The sequence below is a fragment of the Paenibacillus planticolens genome, assembly GCF_013141725.1.
In the GTDB taxonomy this organism is placed as follows: Bacteria; Bacillota; Bacilli; order Paenibacillales; family NBRC-103111; genus Paenibacillus_E; species Paenibacillus_E planticolens.
In genome coordinates this window covers 31,171-49,946 of sequence record NZ_WHNZ01000081.1, presented here as the reverse complement: position 1 = coordinate 49,946, position 18,776 = coordinate 31,171, and the positions used below count along the sequence as shown (strand labels likewise).

15 protein-coding genes are annotated in these 18,776 nt (G+C 48.2%); 4 read left to right on the top strand and 11 right to left on the bottom strand.

From position 1 onward, the window contains the following. Positions 1-45 precede the first annotated feature (45 nt). From GC097_RS31120 to GC097_RS31110, 3 genes are read right to left on the bottom strand one after another with little or no spacing between them, the layout of a single operon-like run. The gene (locus GC097_RS31120; protein ID WP_171687147.1) at positions 46-186 is read right to left on the bottom strand and encodes a hypothetical protein; all 141 of its coding nucleotides are present in this window, start codon (positions 184-186) and stop codon (positions 46-48) included. Continuing rightward, entirely contained in the window at positions 187-834 is a 648-nt protein-coding gene (locus GC097_RS31115; protein ID WP_171687146.1) for a response regulator transcription factor, read from the bottom strand. Positions 835-850: 16 nt separating this feature from the next. Next, complete coding sequence (locus GC097_RS31110) at positions 851-3,232, bottom strand: sensor histidine kinase (protein WP_171687145.1); 2,382 nt, start codon at positions 3,230-3,232, stop codon at positions 851-853. Positions 3,233-3,462: 230 nt separating this feature from the next. Here GC097_RS31110 and GC097_RS31105 point away from each other — a divergent pair, with 230 nt between their 5' ends. Then, positions 3,463-4,626 carry a murein hydrolase activator EnvC family protein gene (locus tag GC097_RS31105; RefSeq protein WP_171687144.1) on the top strand — a complete coding sequence of 388 codons (1,164 nt, stop codon included), beginning with the start codon at positions 3,463-3,465 and terminating at the stop codon, positions 4,624-4,626. An 81-nt stretch (positions 4,627-4,707) separates the two neighbouring features. Here GC097_RS31105 and GC097_RS31100 read toward each other — a convergent pair whose 3' ends face one another. Next, positions 4,708-5,064, bottom strand: coding sequence for a glycine zipper domain-containing protein (locus GC097_RS31100; RefSeq protein ID WP_171687143.1), 357 nt, complete (start codon positions 5,062-5,064; stop codon positions 4,708-4,710). Positions 5,065-5,156: 92 nt separating this feature from the next. Beyond that, entirely contained in the window at positions 5,157-5,375 is a 219-nt protein-coding gene (locus tag GC097_RS31095; protein ID WP_171687142.1) for a hypothetical protein, read from the bottom strand. A 171-nt stretch (positions 5,376-5,546) separates the two neighbouring features. On the opposite strand from GC097_RS31095, the gene GC097_RS31090 reads away from it, so the two are divergent. The 3 genes from GC097_RS31090 (at position 5,547) to GC097_RS31080 (ending at position 10,807) form a co-directional block, all read left to right on the top strand. Continuing rightward, positions 5,547-10,232: a cation-translocating P-type ATPase gene (locus GC097_RS31090; RefSeq protein ID WP_171687141.1), complete on the top strand. Its 4,686-nt coding sequence runs from the start codon at positions 5,547-5,549 to the stop codon at positions 10,230-10,232. A 61-nt stretch (positions 10,233-10,293) separates the two neighbouring features. Next, positions 10,294-10,569: a DUF5132 domain-containing protein gene (locus tag GC097_RS31085; protein WP_171687140.1), complete on the top strand. Its 276-nt coding sequence runs from the start codon at positions 10,294-10,296 to the stop codon at positions 10,567-10,569. 16 nt (positions 10,570-10,585) lie between these two features. Further along, complete coding sequence (locus tag GC097_RS31080; protein WP_171687139.1) at positions 10,586-10,807, top strand: hypothetical protein; 222 nt, start codon at positions 10,586-10,588, stop codon at positions 10,805-10,807. A 641-nt stretch (positions 10,808-11,448) separates the two neighbouring features. Here the strand turns inward: GC097_RS31080 and GC097_RS31075 are convergent. The 6 genes from GC097_RS31075 to GC097_RS31050 all read right to left on the bottom strand — a co-directional run bounded on the left by GC097_RS31075 (position 11,449) and on the right by GC097_RS31050 (position 18,616). Further along, the gene (locus GC097_RS31075) at positions 11,449-11,712 is read right to left on the bottom strand and encodes an HPr family phosphocarrier protein (protein ID WP_171687138.1); all 264 of its coding nucleotides are present in this window, start codon (positions 11,710-11,712) and stop codon (positions 11,449-11,451) included. Next, a complete protein-coding gene (gene ptsP, locus GC097_RS31070) occupies positions 11,709-13,436 on the bottom strand; it encodes a phosphoenolpyruvate--protein phosphotransferase (RefSeq protein WP_171687191.1) in 1,728 nt (575 codons plus the stop codon). The genes GC097_RS31075 and ptsP overlap by 4 nt, the downstream gene beginning before the upstream one ends. A gap of 29 nt (positions 13,437-13,465) precedes the next feature. Beyond that, positions 13,466-14,623, bottom strand: coding sequence for a mannitol-1-phosphate 5-dehydrogenase (locus tag GC097_RS31065; RefSeq protein ID WP_171687137.1), 1,158 nt, complete (start codon positions 14,621-14,623; stop codon positions 13,466-13,468). After that, positions 14,620-15,057, bottom strand: coding sequence for a PTS mannitol transporter subunit IIA (locus GC097_RS31060; protein WP_171687136.1), 438 nt, complete (start codon positions 15,055-15,057; stop codon positions 14,620-14,622). Before GC097_RS31060 ends, GC097_RS31065 begins: the two co-directional genes overlap by 4 nt. A 21-nt stretch (positions 15,058-15,078) precedes the next feature. After that, positions 15,079-17,127, bottom strand: coding sequence for a BglG family transcription antiterminator (locus GC097_RS31055; RefSeq protein WP_171687135.1), 2,049 nt, complete (start codon positions 17,125-17,127; stop codon positions 15,079-15,081). Positions 17,128-17,191: 64 nt separating this feature from the next. Further along, positions 17,192-18,616 carry a PTS mannitol transporter subunit IIBC gene (locus tag GC097_RS31050; RefSeq protein ID WP_171687134.1) on the bottom strand — a complete coding sequence of 475 codons (1,425 nt, stop codon included), beginning with the start codon at positions 18,614-18,616 and terminating at the stop codon, positions 17,192-17,194. Positions 18,617-18,776 lie beyond the last annotated feature (160 nt).

The window sequence follows — 18,776 nt, the reverse complement described above, 5'->3', positions numbered from 1 at the left end:
CAAAACCCCTTGATCGTTGGGAATGCCAACAGCAAGGGGATTTCTTTATTTTCTCTCTAAGGTGTGATGACATTCACAACCCCATATGAAGCCGACCCTCTCCCGGCGAAATAGCGTCCGCTCTTTCTCGTTCATTTGATCCAGCCCAACCCCGTCGACATGAATCGTACCTGAGGTAGGAATCATTCAATATAAGTCCTCTGTGGGTAATATCCCCAGAATCTTGGCCTTTTTAATTACCTCAACCCGCGAGCTTGCTTGCAGCTTCTGGAAAAGCTCCGTCAAGCTGTACTCGAGAGAACGCTGGCTGATCAACAGCGCTTGTGAAATCTCCTTGTTGCTCTTTCCCTTCGCGAGCTCACGCAGCAGCTTATCCTCCTCCTGCGTAATGGTCGTTTCCTCCCGTCCCTTCTCGCCCTGGACCACAATCTCCTGTCGTCTGAGCTGTTTCAGCAGAAACATCGGAACGATAGCTTCCTTCCTCGCGGCGCAGCGGATCGCTTGGATGAGCTGCTCTCTTGTAGACGTTTTGGCAATGAATCCGGACACGCCCGATTCCATCAATAAGTTAAAATGCGGTGCGATCTCAAACCCCGAATAAATGAGGATCACCGCGTCGGGAACGTAATCAAGTATTTTTCTCGCAAGATCTGCGCCATTGATACTCGGCATATAGAGGTCGAAAAGCATAACATCGAATTTCTTGAGACGCACGATATCAGGGACGCAATATACATCCGTTTCGATCGTAACCTTCATGCCCGGCTCGGATTCTATCAACATCTTCGTCCCTTCCACGACCGAACGATGATCATCAACCAATAATATTTCCATAACCCTCACCTATTAGCTAATTTTTTGGAAAAGAAATCATGACCTGAACGCCTTGCTGCGGTGCCGACTGAAACTCGATCTTCCCCTCCAGACTGAGCACCCGCTTCTCCATGCCGGCAAGACCCATGTGCTGGAAAGACCCATCGAACGCAGATAAGTCCATGCCGACTCCATCGTCGGAATAAGTAAAATGCATTCGGTTCCCATTTTCAGATAGCGACATCGTGACCTTCTCCGCCTTTGAGTGCTTTGACGCGTTATTTAGCAGTTCTTGAACAATCCGGTATATGCCGAGTATTTGTTCTTCGCTTAAGCCTTCCGATGGCTGCCCGGCATTAAATTCAATCTCGTAATTGGCGAACATCCTCGTATATTCGAACAGACTTTTGAGAGATTCGACCAGTCCCATCTTCAAAAGAAAAGGCGGGCGAAGCTCGTTGCAGGTAATGCGGATTTGATGGATCGCATCGAGCAGCCCCTCTTCGATCTGCTTCAACTCCCCCTGCGCCTCCGTACCGAACATGCCGTCGGAGCGCAGCGATTCCAGCCTGCGGTACCAGATGATCAGATCCTGCAGGACGGAATCGTGCAAATCGCTCGACAAGGCGAACCGCTCCTTCTCCGACAGTTTGAACAAAAGTCGCAGCATCCACTTTGGTGTCTGGCTCGTTGTGACCAGATCTTCCAGCCGCTTAATGAGGTCTTCGATCAGACGGAGATTATCGTAAAGCAGCGTCACATAGTGGACGGCGGTCTCGAGCCACTGTTTCTCAATCGGAAGGAAGGCATTCCCTGCAACGATCCTTAAGTATACGGGATGCTTTTTCTCACCGATCGGAATCCAGGTATCCTTCGCGTCCATCGCGGCAGCCTCCTGGCCATGCGGCACCTCCTCAATCGAAGCGTCACTTACCTGCAGAACAGCAAGGACCTCCTCGAGAAGACGATGCTCCAGCTCCGATACCTTCATGACATTCGCCAAGTCATTCGAAAGGCCGTTCAACCTTTGCTGCAGAAATTTGTGCCTCTCCTCACTCTGGACAAGCTCCTGTTCCTCAAGCTTTCTTCGGGTGATATCCTTGACGATCCCATGAATCCCGTTCAAGCTGCCGGATAAGTAGATCGGCACAAACGTAATACTGGCGATCCGCTGCCCGTGACAGCTTAAGAGGCGGCATTCCAAATCCCGAGGTTTGCCTTGCTGCATAACCTCAAGGATGGCTTCGTAGATTTGCGGATGATCCTCATCATAGATCGTGCCCAGAAAGCAGCGCCCCTTCAGCTGGGATAGCTGGGCCCCTATAATATTTTCAAACGAGCGGTTCGCATTCACAAAGTAAAAGCCGTTCAATTCAATGGAGAAAACGCCATCCAAATTGTTCTCGAACAAGGACTTGTATCTCTGCTCACTCTCCTCAAGAGCCAGCTCCGAACGCATTTTCTCGGTAATATCAAGCAATAAACCGTTCAGACGTTCAACGACTCCCGCATGATTCTTCCATGGATGGATGATCAGCTCCCCCCATCTGATTTCTCCCTCCACATGGATGTAACGAATGGCTTGACGGATTGAAATGCCTTCATCCAGCTTGCTTTTGACCTCCCCCATAAGAACCACGTTGTCATCGGGGTGGATATGATCGTGCAGCCGTATCGGGTTGTTCATGATTTCTTTCCGAGGGATGCCCGAAATGGCCTCGATGCTTTCCGAGCAAAAGGAATATCTTCTAAAATCCTTATCCGTTGACCATACAGCCGCATTAACACTATTCAGAATGTTCTCCAAGAGTTCCTCTGATTCCTTGCGCTCGGAAATATCCCTGGCTACGGCCACAACGTACTTTACCTCTCCGCTGCCGTCCAGCACAATCCTCACACTCGCTTCTATATGAACCAAATAACCTTCCTTATGAATCAGCCGATACTCGAGTTGTGTCGATTGCTTGGTCTGTACGGCGTTCTGATGAACGGATCGTACCCGCTCTCGATCCTCGGGGTGGATGATATCGAAGGCATCGAATCCCTCATATTCATATACATGATAGCCGGTTAACGAGAGAATGGAGGGAGACACGTAATGTACGATGGCTTGATGATCTACCAGCACAATCGTATCCGAGGTGTTCTCTGCGATAATCCGGTACCTTGCCTCCAGTTCCCAAGCATCGGAATCTTCCTTGACTACTACGGAGTAAGCGATGGTCTCATCGTTCTCATTCACAATCGGTATCCTTTGGACAGCCGCCGTCACAGGGAGGGCATTTACATTTCCGTAGGTGACCTCATAAGCCTTATTGCCCCAAAGGAATCGCTCATGCAGATCAATCAAATACACGGGATCCGGCAAGTTCAGCAGCCACTGCCGAGCTCCCTTGATCACATCCTCAAATGCGCCCATGATGTTCTCCTTCTAAAATAATGAATTGGATACCCTCATTATAGCTGATTCCCACTCATCCAACCGCGCAAAAAAATAGGGATTGCCCGCAAAATTCAACGGTAAATTAGTTGGTTAGGAACAACATACCAATGACAGTTTGGTCTATAAGTCTTAAAATTTTAATAGAGTTGAAATTCATAATTTCATCTATGCCGACTTCATAGACTCACGCTGGAAGGGATGAAAGGATGAGAACCAAGAAACTTGTTATTGTCGCTATCATTCTGATCTTATTTTCCAATTGGAATTATGTTCATGCAGCAGATGCTCCGGAACAGAGCGCCCAAGATTTAATCGCAACCTATAATCAACGTATACAAGTGATCCAAAACTTAAGCAGCCAACAAACGGAGATTCAAGGTCAGCTCGCATCGATTAACCGGCAAGTTTTTGAATTTGATAAATTGGCTAACGAGCTGCAGCCTCAGATCGATCAAGTGAAGAGCCAAACGGAGTCATTGCAGAAAAATATAGCCGATGTTCAAAAAGATATTGATGCCCGCGATCTCCTGCTCAAAAATCGGCTAAGTTATATGTATACGAGCGGAAATATGTCGGCTTCTTATATGGATGTGCTTTTTGGCTCTTCTAGTTTTAGCGATTTCATAAATCGGATTAGCATGTTAATTATGATTCTCGGCCAAGATAAGCAAATTATCGATACAAAAACAGATGATAAAACAAATTTAACAAAAATGAAGGAAGAACTAGACCAGCAGCAATCTTTACTAGTAGCCCAGCAAAATACGCTAAATTCTGCAAAAGCCGAGCAAGAAAAAAAGGTCGAGGAACGTCTTGCTTTATTAAAGCAGTTGCAGCAGCAAAGCCAGAATGAAGTTGACATGGCTCAGAAAGATGTGGAGAATTTATCGCTCGTCGATTCCCAGCTTGCACCCGAAGTGAAAGAACAGCTGAAGGCTGCGCTGGAAAAAGAAATTCAGAGCGATGGCAATTGGGTGTGGCCGGTCCCTTCTTCCCATACCATAACTTCGGACTTCGGCCCCCGCGGCGAGGAGTTCCACGCCGGAATCGATATCGGAGCGCCTATTGGGACTTCCATTGTCGCGGTTGATAACGGAATTGTGCTCTACGCAGGGAAAGCCAACGGGTTCGGCAATTGGGTCGTCATTAAACATCCCAATGGTTTAATGAGTGTTTATGGGCATATGTACGGGGATGGCATCTATGTATCCGTGGGCCAAGAAGTACAACGCGGCCAAGTCATCGCAGTTGTCGGCAATGACGGTCAGTCAACAGGACCTCATCTGCATTTTGCCGTTGCAGCAGGCCTTACTGGCAATCAGATGAACTACATTGATCCTCGCCCGTACTTGAGTAATCAATCTATGTAAAACAAAACAACGGCCGACTAAGACTTAATAATAAAGTCTTAGTCGGCCGCTGTTTCTATTGCACTCTCTTGACTTCGTTGTTTACGACGTTGTCACATCAGCTGAGGCTTGCGTTACCGGTTTGGCCATGTTAGTAATGAAACGATTGTGAACAATTGCATTTCCAGCTTGCGTGCCCAGCCTCTGACCCAGGCTGTTTCCCAATATCCCTCCAACTACTGATCCAACAACAGTCCCAACACCAGGGAGAACCGTTGTCCCAAGCATCGCTCCGTATTCAATCCCGGCCATGACACCGACTGCTCCTGTTACATTTCCCGCCGTTTTCACGGTAAATTCTTTTTTATCCATTTGTCCATTGGATAAATTTTTCACATCTTGGATTTCGGATATTCCGCCAGAGATAAGACCTGCCCATAATGAACCGCCTTGTAACATAGTGATCTCTCCTTCATGTTCATTTCACACAGTAGAAATTGTGCCCTATTTATCAAGCAAATCATCCGTTAAAATATTTCCAACATTTCCTCTTATAACTCACTAGGAACGGGATCCTCTATATCCTTCTTCCCCTCTATCTGTAAAGCTGCAAGATCCGATGTAAGTTCCTTGACTTGATCCTTTAACTCGAACCATGCTCCCGTACCTTTTACCGCAAATTTGCGTATGGCTTTTCTGCCTTGTGGAGAAACAGCTAGTGCAACAGCTGCCGCACCGAGCAGAATCGCGAATAGTGATTTATTTTTCATCGGTTAACCCTCCATCAAAATGTATTTAAATAATTCCATAAAATGAAAATTTTTATTCGAAGGAAGGTTAAGTTTCAGGAAATAAACGATTGCATATTTCAAATATGGACTGTGAATAATAGCTTAACCAACGAACAAGATCATTTTAACAAGGGGGAAGGAGAGTACAAAATGTTGTCATTGCAAAACAAGAACAGATTTCTCCACGTCTTACCGGGGAGAATACGCTTGGAAATCAGCGGCCTAAAAGGTTGCAAGCATACGGCTGATCTGCTTATCCGAAGGTTCTCGACATGTCAAGGGATTTACAAAGCAGTGCCTTGCACACTTTCAGGCAGGCTGCTTCTGCTTTACGACGAGAAACGGATTACACAGCAAGACATTTTCGAGATCATCCGAAATATGGAAGAGCAGGTTGTTCTCCGAAAAACCCCAGTCACCATCAGTGATCAGACGGTCTTTGCCGGGGAAGACATTCAGCAGGAAGTTGCAGCTGCAGCCGATGTTGACCATGGACCACCTGAAGACATCCGAGTTCTCCCTCAAATCCAAAACCCAGACAGGAAACAACCCCTGAATTCGGTCCCTCTTCCACTGGTATTATCCATGGGCGGACTAGCTATTCTGGGAGCGAAGCAGTTGTTTATGGGACAATCGGCATTAGCAAGAAGTCCGGCCCCGTTCTACTTGTCTGCTCTCGTTTCCGTCGTCACGGGCTACCCTTTCTTAAAACGGGGAATTCAAAACTTTTCAGAAAAGAAACAAATCAATTCAGATCTCTTGCTTGGAACGAGTGCACTGGCTCTCGCACTAATCCGTGAGAACTTAGTTGTACTAGCTGGACTCAGCATCCTGCAATTTGTCAACTGGAAGCGAAGTCAGTCCGTCTTACATGCTGAGAAAGATGTATCTTTATCGCCAACTCTTCAAACGTACAGTGAAAAGGCCAGTAAATTAGGCATGCTTGCTTCCGCAGTAACGTGGGCGGTTACTCGAAATCCGCTGCGCGCAATCGCCGTTCTTCTGGCAGCAAATCCGCGGTCCATGATCTTACCTGCCAAATGTGCATGGAATCAAGCTGAACTTGTTTCTAATGAAAGAAATTACATAGTTCCGGAAAAAGGATCGTTGTCTCAACTTGCCCGTACGAAAACAATCTTAATGGAAGACTCTTCATTGCTTTTTGACCCGCCTCAAATTGAAGAGTTAGATTGTCTAACGGCGAATCATGAAGACACGGATAAAATCATATGCAGCGCAGCATCGTTGATGGCAAAAAGCAGTCATCCATGGAAAGAAGAGATATGGAACAAGGCTAAACAAACGTGCCGTACGATCCGCACCGCATTTCACGTAGAAGAAGACGCGCATGGAATCAAAGGAAAAATAAACGATTCCCTTATTTTACTCGGTAGTTTCAAGTATCTGGAGGATCATGGCATTGATTGTACGGCTTATGAATTGCAGGCCAAAAGACTGATCAAAAAAGGCAGCAGTGTCCTGTATGTCGGAAAACAAGGATTCAAGAGCGGCGAATGTTTGGGTTTAATCGTCAGACATCAAGAAACCGCCATCAATGAGCAGGGCCTTACGGCAGTTTCCTTCATGGACAAAGGTTGGCGCATCCGGCTATTAAAAAACAGTCTGCAAATCACCGATGAATTGCTTTCCAGATATCATATGGACACAAGCTGGTTGGGATTGGAGCAGGGTGAAATCATAGAAAAAATCGCCATTATGCAGCAGCAAGGCGAAGAAGTCCTCTTTGTCTCAAGTTCTGACCACAACCCGTTCAATGCCTATTTGAAAGAAGCCGGGTTAGCTTCAATTGCTAGCGATGAGTTGAATAATATTTTGGAAAGTGCCGAGTACGCGGAGATCATCGATCAAACGGTCAACCAGCATGCAGAAGTGACGAAAAAGTGGAATTTACTAGGGAGTGCTTTAGCGACCTTCGGGATGATAAGTGCACCTGTTGTCAATCTAGCTGCAGATGCGCTATCCCTTGTTTTTATGTCCCGATCGAAAAAAATAAGCGAGTCCTTCCCGACCACACCGGCAACTACGTACCAGCCTGAAATCGCGGCTGCTGTAGAAGCTCCGATTTGGCATGCCCTTTCTAGCGAGCAAGTCACCGGGAATTACCATGTCGATCCAAAAGAGGGTCTGACAACCGACCAGATTCACTCTCTCCGAAACCGATATGGTCTGAACGTGCTTGAAAGCAAGCAGCCTACTCCCTGGCTTGTCTCCTATTTGGGGCAATTCAAGGAATTTACAACCCTAATTCTGCTCGGCACCTCGGTTCTTGCCCTATTTACCGGAGGATTGTTCGATGGCATCGCCATGGGGTCCATCCTGCTTGCCAATGCTGCTATTGGAACGATTCAAGAGCGTAAAGCCGAGAAAGTCGTCGAGACGCTCAATCAGTTCCAACCACCGGTTTGCAAAACAATAAGAGAGGGATTGCAAGCAGAAATGTCCGCTGCAGAACTGGTGCCGGGCGATATCGTTTATTTTGAATCCGGGGACCGTGTCCCAGCCGATATTCGTTTAATAAACTCTTCGAGTTTACGCGTTAACGAGGCGGCTCTGACCGGCGAATCATTGCCTATTGAGAAAAATGAATCGGCATTGCCAGCAAATTGTCCACTGTCCGAGAGAAAGAATATGTTATTTATGGGGACGGATGTGTGCGCGGGCAAAGGGATTGGCGTTGTTGTACATACAGGGATGCAAACTGAGATGGGCCATTTAATGTACCTTTTGAAAAATCATGAAAAAGAAGTGACACCTCTACAGGAAAAGGTAACATCGATTAGCAAAAAGTTTGTAAAAGGCGCTCTTGTAGCGGGAGGACTCGTCTTCGTTACCGGCTTGCTGCGCGGCATACCGATTACCCAAATGGTAACAACCTCCGTCACTTTGGCGGCTTCCGCTATTCCAGAAGGCCTGCCGGTTACCATTACCATTGCACTCAGTGCGGGAATTTTCCGGATGGCTAAGAAACACGCGTTGATCAGAAAGCTTTCTTCTTTGGAAACGTTAGGAAGAACGACGATCATTTGCACAGATAAAACTGGTACTTTAACGAAAAATGAAATGACTGTTAAAACCTTGTCAACCGTAGACCGGGCTTGGGCAATAACAGGCGAAGGTTATGAACCGGAAGGCAAGTTCGAAGAACTCCATCCCGAGGTGGCTGCCGCTTCCGCAGCAACCGTCCAATCTCAAACAGATGATGATCTCCCGATTGCAAATAATCCTGATTTAAAGCGAATTCTCCAAATCTGCGTGTTGTGCAATAATAGCAAACTTGAACAAGAAGAAGGAAGATGGTTAACCAAAGGGGATCCAACGGAAGGCGCTCTTCTCGCGCTTGCAGCCAAAACCGGCATGTGGGACAAGGATATGTCCCATTGGCATCGCGGACTTGAGATCCCATTCGACTCCGGCACTGCAAAAATGAGCGTTGTTTGCAAAGACACACAGGCCGGGAACGAATGCTTTCTATTCTCTAAAGGGGCCGTAGAAAGCATTGTTCGCCATTGTAATCGATATCAAAAAAATGGTGACATTTTTCCTTTATCGGAAGAACAAAAACAACTTATTTTACAGCAAAATGAGAAGCTCTCATCGGAAGCCTTACGTGTGCTTGCCTTTGCGTACAGAAAGTTGGATGACCATACCCATGAAGAGGGAATGGATGAGAAGGAACTGATTTATGTCGGAATGGTTGGCATGATGGACCCTCCAAAACCCGATATCGAACGCAACCTCCGCGAGGCTTTAGAGTTAGGTGTGAAACCGGTCATGATTACCGGCGATCATCCGATCACCGCTATTGCCATCGCAAAGCAGATTGGCATCTATAACGGGACTCAGAAAGTTCTATCCGGTCATGAACTGGAACGAATTTCCGATGAAGAACTGGATCGGATTGTGGACGAAGTCACTATTTTTGCGCGGGTTACACCCGAACATAAACTTCGAATCGTAACTGCCTTGCAAAAACGCGGTCACATTGTCACCATGACTGGCGATGGCGTCAATGACACCCCGGCCATCAAACAAGCCAACGTAGGGATTGCGATGGGACGATCGGGAACGGAAGTTACGAAAGAAACAGCGGATATGGTTTTGACCGAAGATCAATTTGGAGCCATCGTTGAAGGGGTTAAAGAAGGGCGAACGATCATCGGCAATATCCGTAAAGCGCTCGGCTGCTTGCTAACCGGAAATTTAGCTGAAATTATTGTGACTAGCGTCGCGGTCATGGTCGGTCTGCCGATTCCCTTGGTGCCTATTCAAATTTTGCTGATGAATCTGCTGACGGATGCTCTGCCAGCCATGATCTTGGCTGTAAATCCGGGGAATAAAACGAAACAAACAAAGCGGATGGATATCGTCGATAAGGAATTGTATCAAAAAGTGATCACTCGAGGAGCCCTTCTAGGCTTAGGATCCATCGGTTTATTTGCCGCAAGCCTTGCTACCGGGGCGCCTGTCCCAGTTGCTCAAAGCATGGCATTCGCGACCTTAGTTGCCGGGCAGTTAATCCAAACCTTCTCCTGGCGTCAAGAGGGTTCGGAGGAAACCGTTCGGGATTGGACGAAGGACCAGTTTTTACTTGGCGCGCTTGGCATCTCTTGGATGACTTTACTAGCGGTCTTGTATCTTCCACCTTTAGCCGGATTTTTCCATACCGCTCCCCTGTCGATTATGCACTGGCTGCCAATCATCGGAGTAGCCGGTTCCGTATCGATTTTATCAAAACCGCTGCTTGCCCTTATTGCAAGAAAAGATGAAACCAAACGGTTCCCATCTATTGGCGAATATGCGAGTGCTGCGGTTTGAAAACCGTAGTATTCGCAACTTTCCATCGTTTGGGAAATTTTATTTTAAAGGGAGAATTCTTATGATTCAAAAGAACATAGACAAAATTATTATTGGTACCGCGCTTACTGTAGCAGCCTCTGCCCTGCTCCCGATTGCCAAATCGACCTTGCAGCCGATCACCGAAGCCGGGATACAAGGCAGTGGCGGCCTGCTCACGAGGGTCAGATCCCTCCTCCAAATTGCTCGGGAAGAAGTGGAAGATATTATCGCGGAAGCCCAGTTTGAAAGAATGAAAAAGCAGCTTGATCGAGAAATCGCGTTGTTGGATGACGAAGTCAAATCCCATGATGAATGAGGTGAATACGGGCAACATGGAACAAAGCATTGATTTTCATTTGCGGGAAGCCTTATCTCATCTGGAAACCGCATTGAACCAAAGCGTGAGGAGTGTCCTAGAAAACGATGGGGCAAAAAAAGAAATCGGCTTGAAATGGGAAAAGTTCCTTGGAGAATTCATAGGCCAGGTTCGCGAAAAAGGTAAAAAGTCCCGAATCAATCTTCTCAGTTGGATTACCTTCCCCCGCATCCGTTAACACGGAAAGAACGCCTCTTGATCACAAATCCAGTGAGCAGAGGCGTTCCTTTGTATGCATCCAACTGTGCTGAAAAATACGACTACTTCTTGGTAGGGAAGACTCCCAGTTTCCTGCCTAGCCACATGTACAATGGGTTCTTGATAGGAATCACTTCCCTTCCTATTAAACTTTAGGCGCTTTTTTACAAACCTATTTTTCTCGCGGTCGTATCTTCATATACAGCTATAATTTTTACCAAATGGAGAGTGAAATCCCAGTGACGTCTACCGGTGCTACGAGTGAGAGCTGAATCCTGATAGGTATCGTTTATCAACACAAAAAAACCTAGCCTGCGGCTAGGTCCTTGTATAAACTCATACCTTTTGGAGCGTGGGAATACCGACTCAACTTCAGATCCGCCTGATTTGGGGAACTACATTCCCTTATTTCGGCGCAAAGTGGAATTTCCGGAGCTGGAGGGGAACTCCAGGGTCTTATTTCGTGAAATTTGAACCCATTCAGCCCAAAATGGCGAAATAGCGGATCCTAGTTCCCACTCACCCGCTCAAAAGGCTGTATCAGGCGAAATAGCGCCCTGTAGTTCCCTTCTCATTCAGACGAAGCATGGGAGCTGGCCGTTCCGGGCGAAGTTATCCTCATTACTCTTCAAAAATTTTAGTTAGCAGCCCGCCCAGTTCTTGCAGGGCTTGCTCCTCCTGCTCGCCGTCTGCTTCCAATGTCACTTCTTCGTTCTTCTGAATGCCAAGCGTCAGCATGCTGAGAGAACTTTTGCCGTTCACTTTTTTGCTGCCCTTCGTTACGTTGATTTTACATGGAAAGGCGCTGGCTGCTTGAACGAACACCTTGGTAGGGCGCGCGTGGAAACCGGATGGATTGAGTATGGTGAAAGTTTGGGATATCATGCTAAGTCACTCCTTGTCTTTTGTTTAACGAATGCGTGGATGCTCTCTTGGGTACTCATCGCCAGAATTTCTTCCGTATATCCTGCCCACTCCTGGTGGGATAAGCCCTTGATTAAGGCTCTAGCCGGTAAAATAGAGCTGGCGCTCATGCTGAATTCATGCAGGCCCAGTCCGAGCAAAATGGGAATGGCCGTTTCATCTCCCGCCATCTCCCCGCACATGCCTACCCACTTGCCTTCCTTCTCCGCTGCTTGAATGACCATGCGAATTAAACGCAAGATAGAAGGGTGACAAGGCTGGTACAGGTACGCAACGTTCTCGTTCATGCGGTCGGCCGCCATCGTATATTGAATCAGGTCATTCGTTCCGATGCTGAAGAAATCAACCTCTTTGGCTAAGAAATCAGCGGCAAGCGCGGCGGCAGGCACTTCGATCATAATTCCCACCTCCAGCTTGTCGGATACCGGAACACCTTCCCCAATCAGCTTCTCTTTCTCTTCCTGAAGAAGGCGTTTAGCCTCTCTCAGCTCTCCGGTTACCGCAATCATAGGAAACATGATTTTTAACTGGCCATAGCTGCTTGCTCGAAGCAGAGCTCTTAGCTGTGTGCGGAACATCTCCTGTTGGTCCAAACATAATCGAACGGCGCGAAGTCCGAGAAACGGATTGCTTTCCGCCGGGAGCTTCATGTAAGGCAGTTCTTTATCTCCGCCGATATCAAGCGTACGTATGACGACAGGTTTGTTGTTCATTCTTTCGAGAACATGCTTATACACTTGGAACTGCTCTTCTTCGCTTGGAATCGTACTGCGGCCCATGTACAAGAATTCGGTTCGGAACAGTCCGATGCCTTCCGCCCCGTTCGCCAGCACCTTTTGCAAATCCTCCACACTGCCGATGTTGGACGCAAGCTCGACACGATGGCCGTCCTGGGTCACCGTCGGCTGGTCCAGCAGCTTGCGCAGCTCACCTTTTCGTTCTTCATAAGCAACCTTGCGCGCTTGAAACGTTTCTAGCTCCGTCTCGGACGGATCTACGAGAACCGTGCCGAGGATGGCATCCATGACGATCATCGTTCCCGTCTCGATGTCCGCTGCCGCTGCACCCGCTCCGACAATGGCGGGAATCTCCAGCGAGCGAGCCATGATCGCCGAATGGGAGGTACGACTGCCGACCACCGTGATGAAGCCGAGCACATAATCCAAATTGAGCTGCGCGGTATCCGATGGCGTCAAGTCTTCGGATACAAGCACGCACGGCTCATTGATCGCGGACACCGCCGCGTAAGAGACTCCGCGCAGCAGGCTCATGACCCGCCCGGAGACGTCGCGAACGTCAGCCGCACGCTCTCGAAGCAGCTCATTGTCCATCGAGAGCAGCGTGTCGATAAAACCGCCTGCCACCTCGTGCAGCGCATATTCCGCATTGATGCTCTCATTGACAATTTGTTCAATGATCGCATCGATCAGGTCGGGATCTTCCAGAAGCAGCAAATGAGCTTCGAAAATCTCCGCTTTCGAGGCGCCCATCTTCTGCTCCGTCATCATTCTGATTTGCTCCAGCTCTTGCTTGGCAGCTTCCACCGCTTGGCGGAAGCGCGCCGTTTCTATGTCAGTGTCTGTTACCTTATCAGGCGCAGGCACGTAATGGTCTTGATGTAAACGATACGCTTTGGCCATGGCTATGCCGGGGGAAGCGGCAATGCCGGTAAAACGTTTTGTCATCATTTTAGCCATGTGAGAACTCCCCTTTCTTAGGATTGCACAGCTTTCTTCAGCCGCTCATAGTGGTTGACAATTTCAGCATGAATCGGATGATCCTCGCGGATTGTCGTGTATTTGGTTATCGTTTGAGCAAGGCCCAAGTCATGTAAATCGGTTTGAATTTGCAAGGCTTCCGGATCGTCGGCAACGTCAAAACGGAGCGCTGCTGCCATTGCCATCGCAAGATGCTTGGGAGTCATCCCCAACTCATAGGCTTGCAGCGCAGGACGGACAAGGCGATCGTTGCTGGATAACTTGCGGATCGGCGATCTGCCGACACGCGTGACTTCATCCGTCAAATACGGGTTGATGAAACGATTTAAAATTTTATGAATATAGTTCGTATGCTCCGCTGCATCAAACCCATATTTCCGGAGAAGTACAGCGCCCGTTTCTTCCATCACTTGCTGCACAAGATCAGCAATTTCCTTATTGGCCATTGCTTCTTGAATGGTATTGAAACCTTGCAAATACCCTAAATAAGCGGCGACACAATGTCCCGTATTGACTGTGAAAAGCTTTCGTTCGATGTAAGGCTCAAGCTTGTTGACATAATGGACCCCTTCGATACGTTGAAAGCCGGGAATCATTTGCGATTCGTCAATGACCCACTCGTAGAACGGCTCTACGATGACCTCGAGCGGATCTTCATTGTTCTGGATCGGCACGATGCGGTCGACGGCGGCATCCGGGAAAGCGACGTTCCGGCTCACCTTTGCCTGCAGCTCCTCGCTCAAATGGCTGAACACATGATCTTTGAGCTGCGTGCTGCCGCCGATCGCATTCTCACAGGCAATGATATGCAGCGGCGCCGCGCCGCGCTCCAGGCGCAGCTCCAGCCCTTTGGCAATACCGCCCGCAATGTGCTGCAAAATGTTCACGCCAACGGCTGTCGTGATGAGATCCGCCTGCGCAACCGCTTCAGCGACATCATTCCCGTTTTTTCCGTTAATTGCTGTTACATTCGTAACGTTGAATGAAGCATGATCAGCATCTGCCAAGGACACTTTGTACGTCTGTCGTTTCTGAAGGAGCTCAACCAGGCTATCATTCACATCGGAGAAAATCACTTCGTATCCTGCCTGAGAGAGCACAAGTCCAATAAAGCCTCTGCCGATATTCCCTGCGCCGAAATGGAGAGCCTTCATGATTCCATCCCGCTTTCAAAAATGGTAACCATCTCTTCGGCTGTCGCTGCTTTCATAATGTTTTCCATACTATCATCATCCGAGCAAATCATGGCGACATTCGTCAAAATATCCAAATGATCGTCGCCTACGGCTGCAATGCCAATCACGAGGAAAGCTTTCTCGCCTTCTCCGAAATCGACGCCTTGCGGAATTTGCACGATGGACAGTCCCGTCGAGGAAATGAGCGACTTGGAATCCTGTGTGCCGTGCGGGATCGCTAACCCGTTCCCCATATACGTCGAGAGCGTCTCTTCCCGCTCCAGCATTTTGGCGATGTAAGCTTCAGAGGCGTGACCGGCGTCAACGAGCAATTGACCGGCCATACGAATGGCTTCGAATTTGTCTTTCGGTTGTGCATTCAGCTTCACTTTATTGATCGATAAGATACTCATAGTAGGTTCTCCCCTTGACTTCTATTTTTTATTTTCTAAAAAAGCCTCAAGCTCTTGGGATAAAAATTGTTTAATTTCCTGCTGGCTGCCCTCTTTGAGCAGTTCAATCATTTGCGGAATGAGCAGATAGGAGCTAATTTCGCTGAGCACCTCCAAGCTTTCCTTCGAAAGCTCCTGCGGGCCAAGCATCAACAGCACTTGCCTTACTCCCGAAGGCGTAATCTGATCCAGCACCAAGTCCTGCGATAAACGGAATAAAGTCAATGACGGCACTTTCACGAATTCACTTCGGATATGAAAGAGGGCCAGCCCCGTATCCGGGATGACTTGGCTGCTTTGCCGTTCCCTTTTTATCAAAAGTTCAACAATCCGGTCTACGTCCTCGATGACATCGGTTAACTTGACATAGCTGCACATTTCCAGCAGCGTTGCCTGTAAACTATCGAACGATTGCTCCAAACGATGAACGGTGAATTGATCGATGATCCTGACGATTTCGTTGACATACTGCTTAATACGATACAATCTGTCTGTTCTCAAGCCGGCTTCGGGCGACAGCTCCGCCTGCTCCTTAACGACATCGTCTTTTTGCAACGTCACGTTTTGGATAAAAAGCCGCAGACGCTCCGCCTCTTCCTTCGTCAAGAGCGGGCTCAGCTTCATGTATTGCTCCTCATCCAAGGGCAAATCCACCGTCGAGATGATCAAATCATACTCGCTCTCTGGAATGCGCGCCGCTTCAAACCATGAAGCGTGACCAACGATATCGATTTGCGGAAGCTCCTTCGTCAAACGGACAGCGAGCATTTTGGACGTTCCCAATCCGCTGGTGCATACGAGAATCGCTCTTACATTGCGGCGGAACTGCTTCTGCCTCTCCAGCGAAGCCCCGAAATGCATGACCAGATAGCCGATTTCTTCATCCGGTACGACTGCCTCGGTTATCGTCTCATTAACCGCTTCCCGTATATCTTCAAACAGCCCTTCATAGTCTTTCTTAATTTGGGCCAGCAGCGGGTTGCGAATATTAGCTCCTGTCCGCAGCTGCTTCAGTGCCGATTCGAGATGGCTTAGCAAACCGTCCTTCAGGGAGCGATCACTGCTGTAATTGATCCCGCTTCGCGCCTCCATATGACGAATCAGCTTCCATACAATTTCCATGTAGCTGAGCTCTTCTTGCGGAAGGAGCTGATTCGGGTGAGAGACATCCCTAGGTTGAAGCAGCTCGGCTATATAAGAGATCTCAGCTGTTGAAAATTCCATCTCAATTGCCTTGGTCAAATAGCCGATCACATGGGTGAGCAGCTCGCTCTGGCGGATAGATTGCTTTTCCGCATGCAGCTCAATCGCTCTTCCAAGCTGAATTCTAGAGACTGCAATGGATATGTGAATCAGAAGATTCGTATAATTACTTTCGGATAAAGCGTTCAGCCCTTCATCTTCAGCTTGCCATAAGGCTTCCTCCACTTTGGAAAAATGCTCCTTGCCGATAAGCTCAAGCAGTTTCATTGTGACAGGCGTGAGCACCTGGACTGCGTTGCCGAACAAATCCGATTCGTCCAAATAATTTCTCGCCAATCGCGAAATCATTTTTCGCATGTTCGCTTCGGAGCCGCTTAAACCGACGCCGTATCCTCTTCTGCGAACAAGAATAAGATCAGCCTTCTGAATCCAGCCCTCCAATTCATCTAGGTCGCTTGTAATCGTAGGAATCGTAACGCTGAGTTCATGAGAAAGTGTAAAAAGCTTGACGGGTTCGTCCTCTTGCAGCAGCATGCAAAGAATGAGCAGCTTGCGGTCTTGTGCGGAATATTCAACGGCAGAAGCGTTCAGCAGGTTCCGCTTGAAAGCCTCCAGTGTCCCGGGGTCTCCTTGCAGAAGAATGCCTTTGCCCGATTTTTTTTGCAGCGTCAATCCCGAATCTGCGACAATTGCCTCCAGCTCCGATAGCTCCCTATGAACGGTTCTCGTGCTTACTTTAATCTCCGCAGCAATTTCCCCAGCTGTCACCTCGTCACTCCGGCTGAGCAGCAGCTCTAGAATTTGACGATGCCTGTGAGTCACTCTCATGTTCATGCACCTCTTACCAAAATGGAGATAACGCCGGCAAAATAGCCAGCGTTAAACAGGTATACTAACTCAATCGTTTGACGAGCTCGTCATACTCAGGACTTTTCATAAAATTGTCGATAGAGATATGTTCCGCCTGCGGGGCTTGATTACGCGCCCGGTCTGTCAACGATTTATGGGTGACGACGATATCGGCATCGGCGGGTATTTCACTGATCGCCGTATTAATAACCGTGACGCCAACGCCCGCTTCTTTCATTTTCTTTCTCAAAACGGAAGCTCCCATCGCACTTGACCCCATCCCGGCATCGCAAGAGAAAACAATTTTGTTAACCTCGCTGGCTGGTTTCGTCACTGCCGCAGGGGCAGCAGTTGTGCTAGAAGCCTGCTTCATTTGCTTCATTTTCTCAGCAGCTTGTTCCAGATTCTCTTCGCCTTCGGACTGCTTGCTCGTTTTCAGCAATAGAGCGGCTACGATAAAGGAAACAACGGTTGCTGTGATAACGCCTGTGAAAATCGAAAGCATTCCGCCTTTTGGCGCCATTGCAATATACGCGAAAATACTTCCCGGCGATGGCGGAGCCACAAGGCCTGCATTGAACATAGAGAACGTAAACGTTCCCGTTACCCCGCCTGCAATAACCGCAAGAATCAAACGAGGATTCATCAAAATATACGGGAAATAAATTTCATGAATCCCGCCAAAGAAGTGAATGATTGCCGCGCCCGGAGCCGATAGTCTGGCGGAACCGCGTCCGACTAACCAATAGGCAAGTAATATGCCAAGACCCGGACCCGGATTCGATTCCAACATGAACAGAATCGACTTGCCGGTTTTGGAGGCTTGCTCCAAGGCAATCGGGCTGAGCACGCCATGGTTGATGGCATTGTTCAGAAACAATACTTTGGCTGGTTCGATCAACACGTTCGCCAACGGCAGCAAGCCTGCATTCACAAGCGTTTGAACACCATATGAGAGAGCTTTGCTTACGACCTGAACAGCCGGACCTACAACCGTATAAGCGAGAACCGCCAAAATGCCGCCAATAATTCCGGAAGAGAAATTGTTAACAAGCATCTCGAACCCGGATTTGACCTTGCCCTCGATCGATTTATCGAATCGTTTGAGCACCCAGGCTGCGAAAGGACCGACGATCATCGCTCCCATGAACATCGGGATGTCCGTTCCGATCACGACCCCCATCGTCGTCACAGCGCCGATGACACCGCCGCGCGTCCCGTGAATCATTGTCCCCCCAGTGTACCCGATGAGCAGTGGCAGCAAATACGTGATCATCGGTCCTACCAGCTTCGCTAAATATTCATTCGGAATCCAGCCTGTCGGGATAAATAAAGCCGTAATGAGCCCCCACGCAATAAAAGCACCGATATTCGGCATCACCATTCCGCTCAAAAAACGGCCAAAACGTTGAACCTTTACGCGAGTATCACCCGTAGATGTTTGTCTTTGTGTAGCTGATGTATCCATTAGGATAACCTCCCATGATTAGAATCATGATATTGTTTATGTACTTATCGTAAAGCAAAAGCGCTTTCATATTCAATCAAATCAAAATCCCTTTTCGTCATCATTATTGTTGCCATCATTTTTGACAATGGGTCAGTAAAGACGAAAAAAGAGTTCGTTC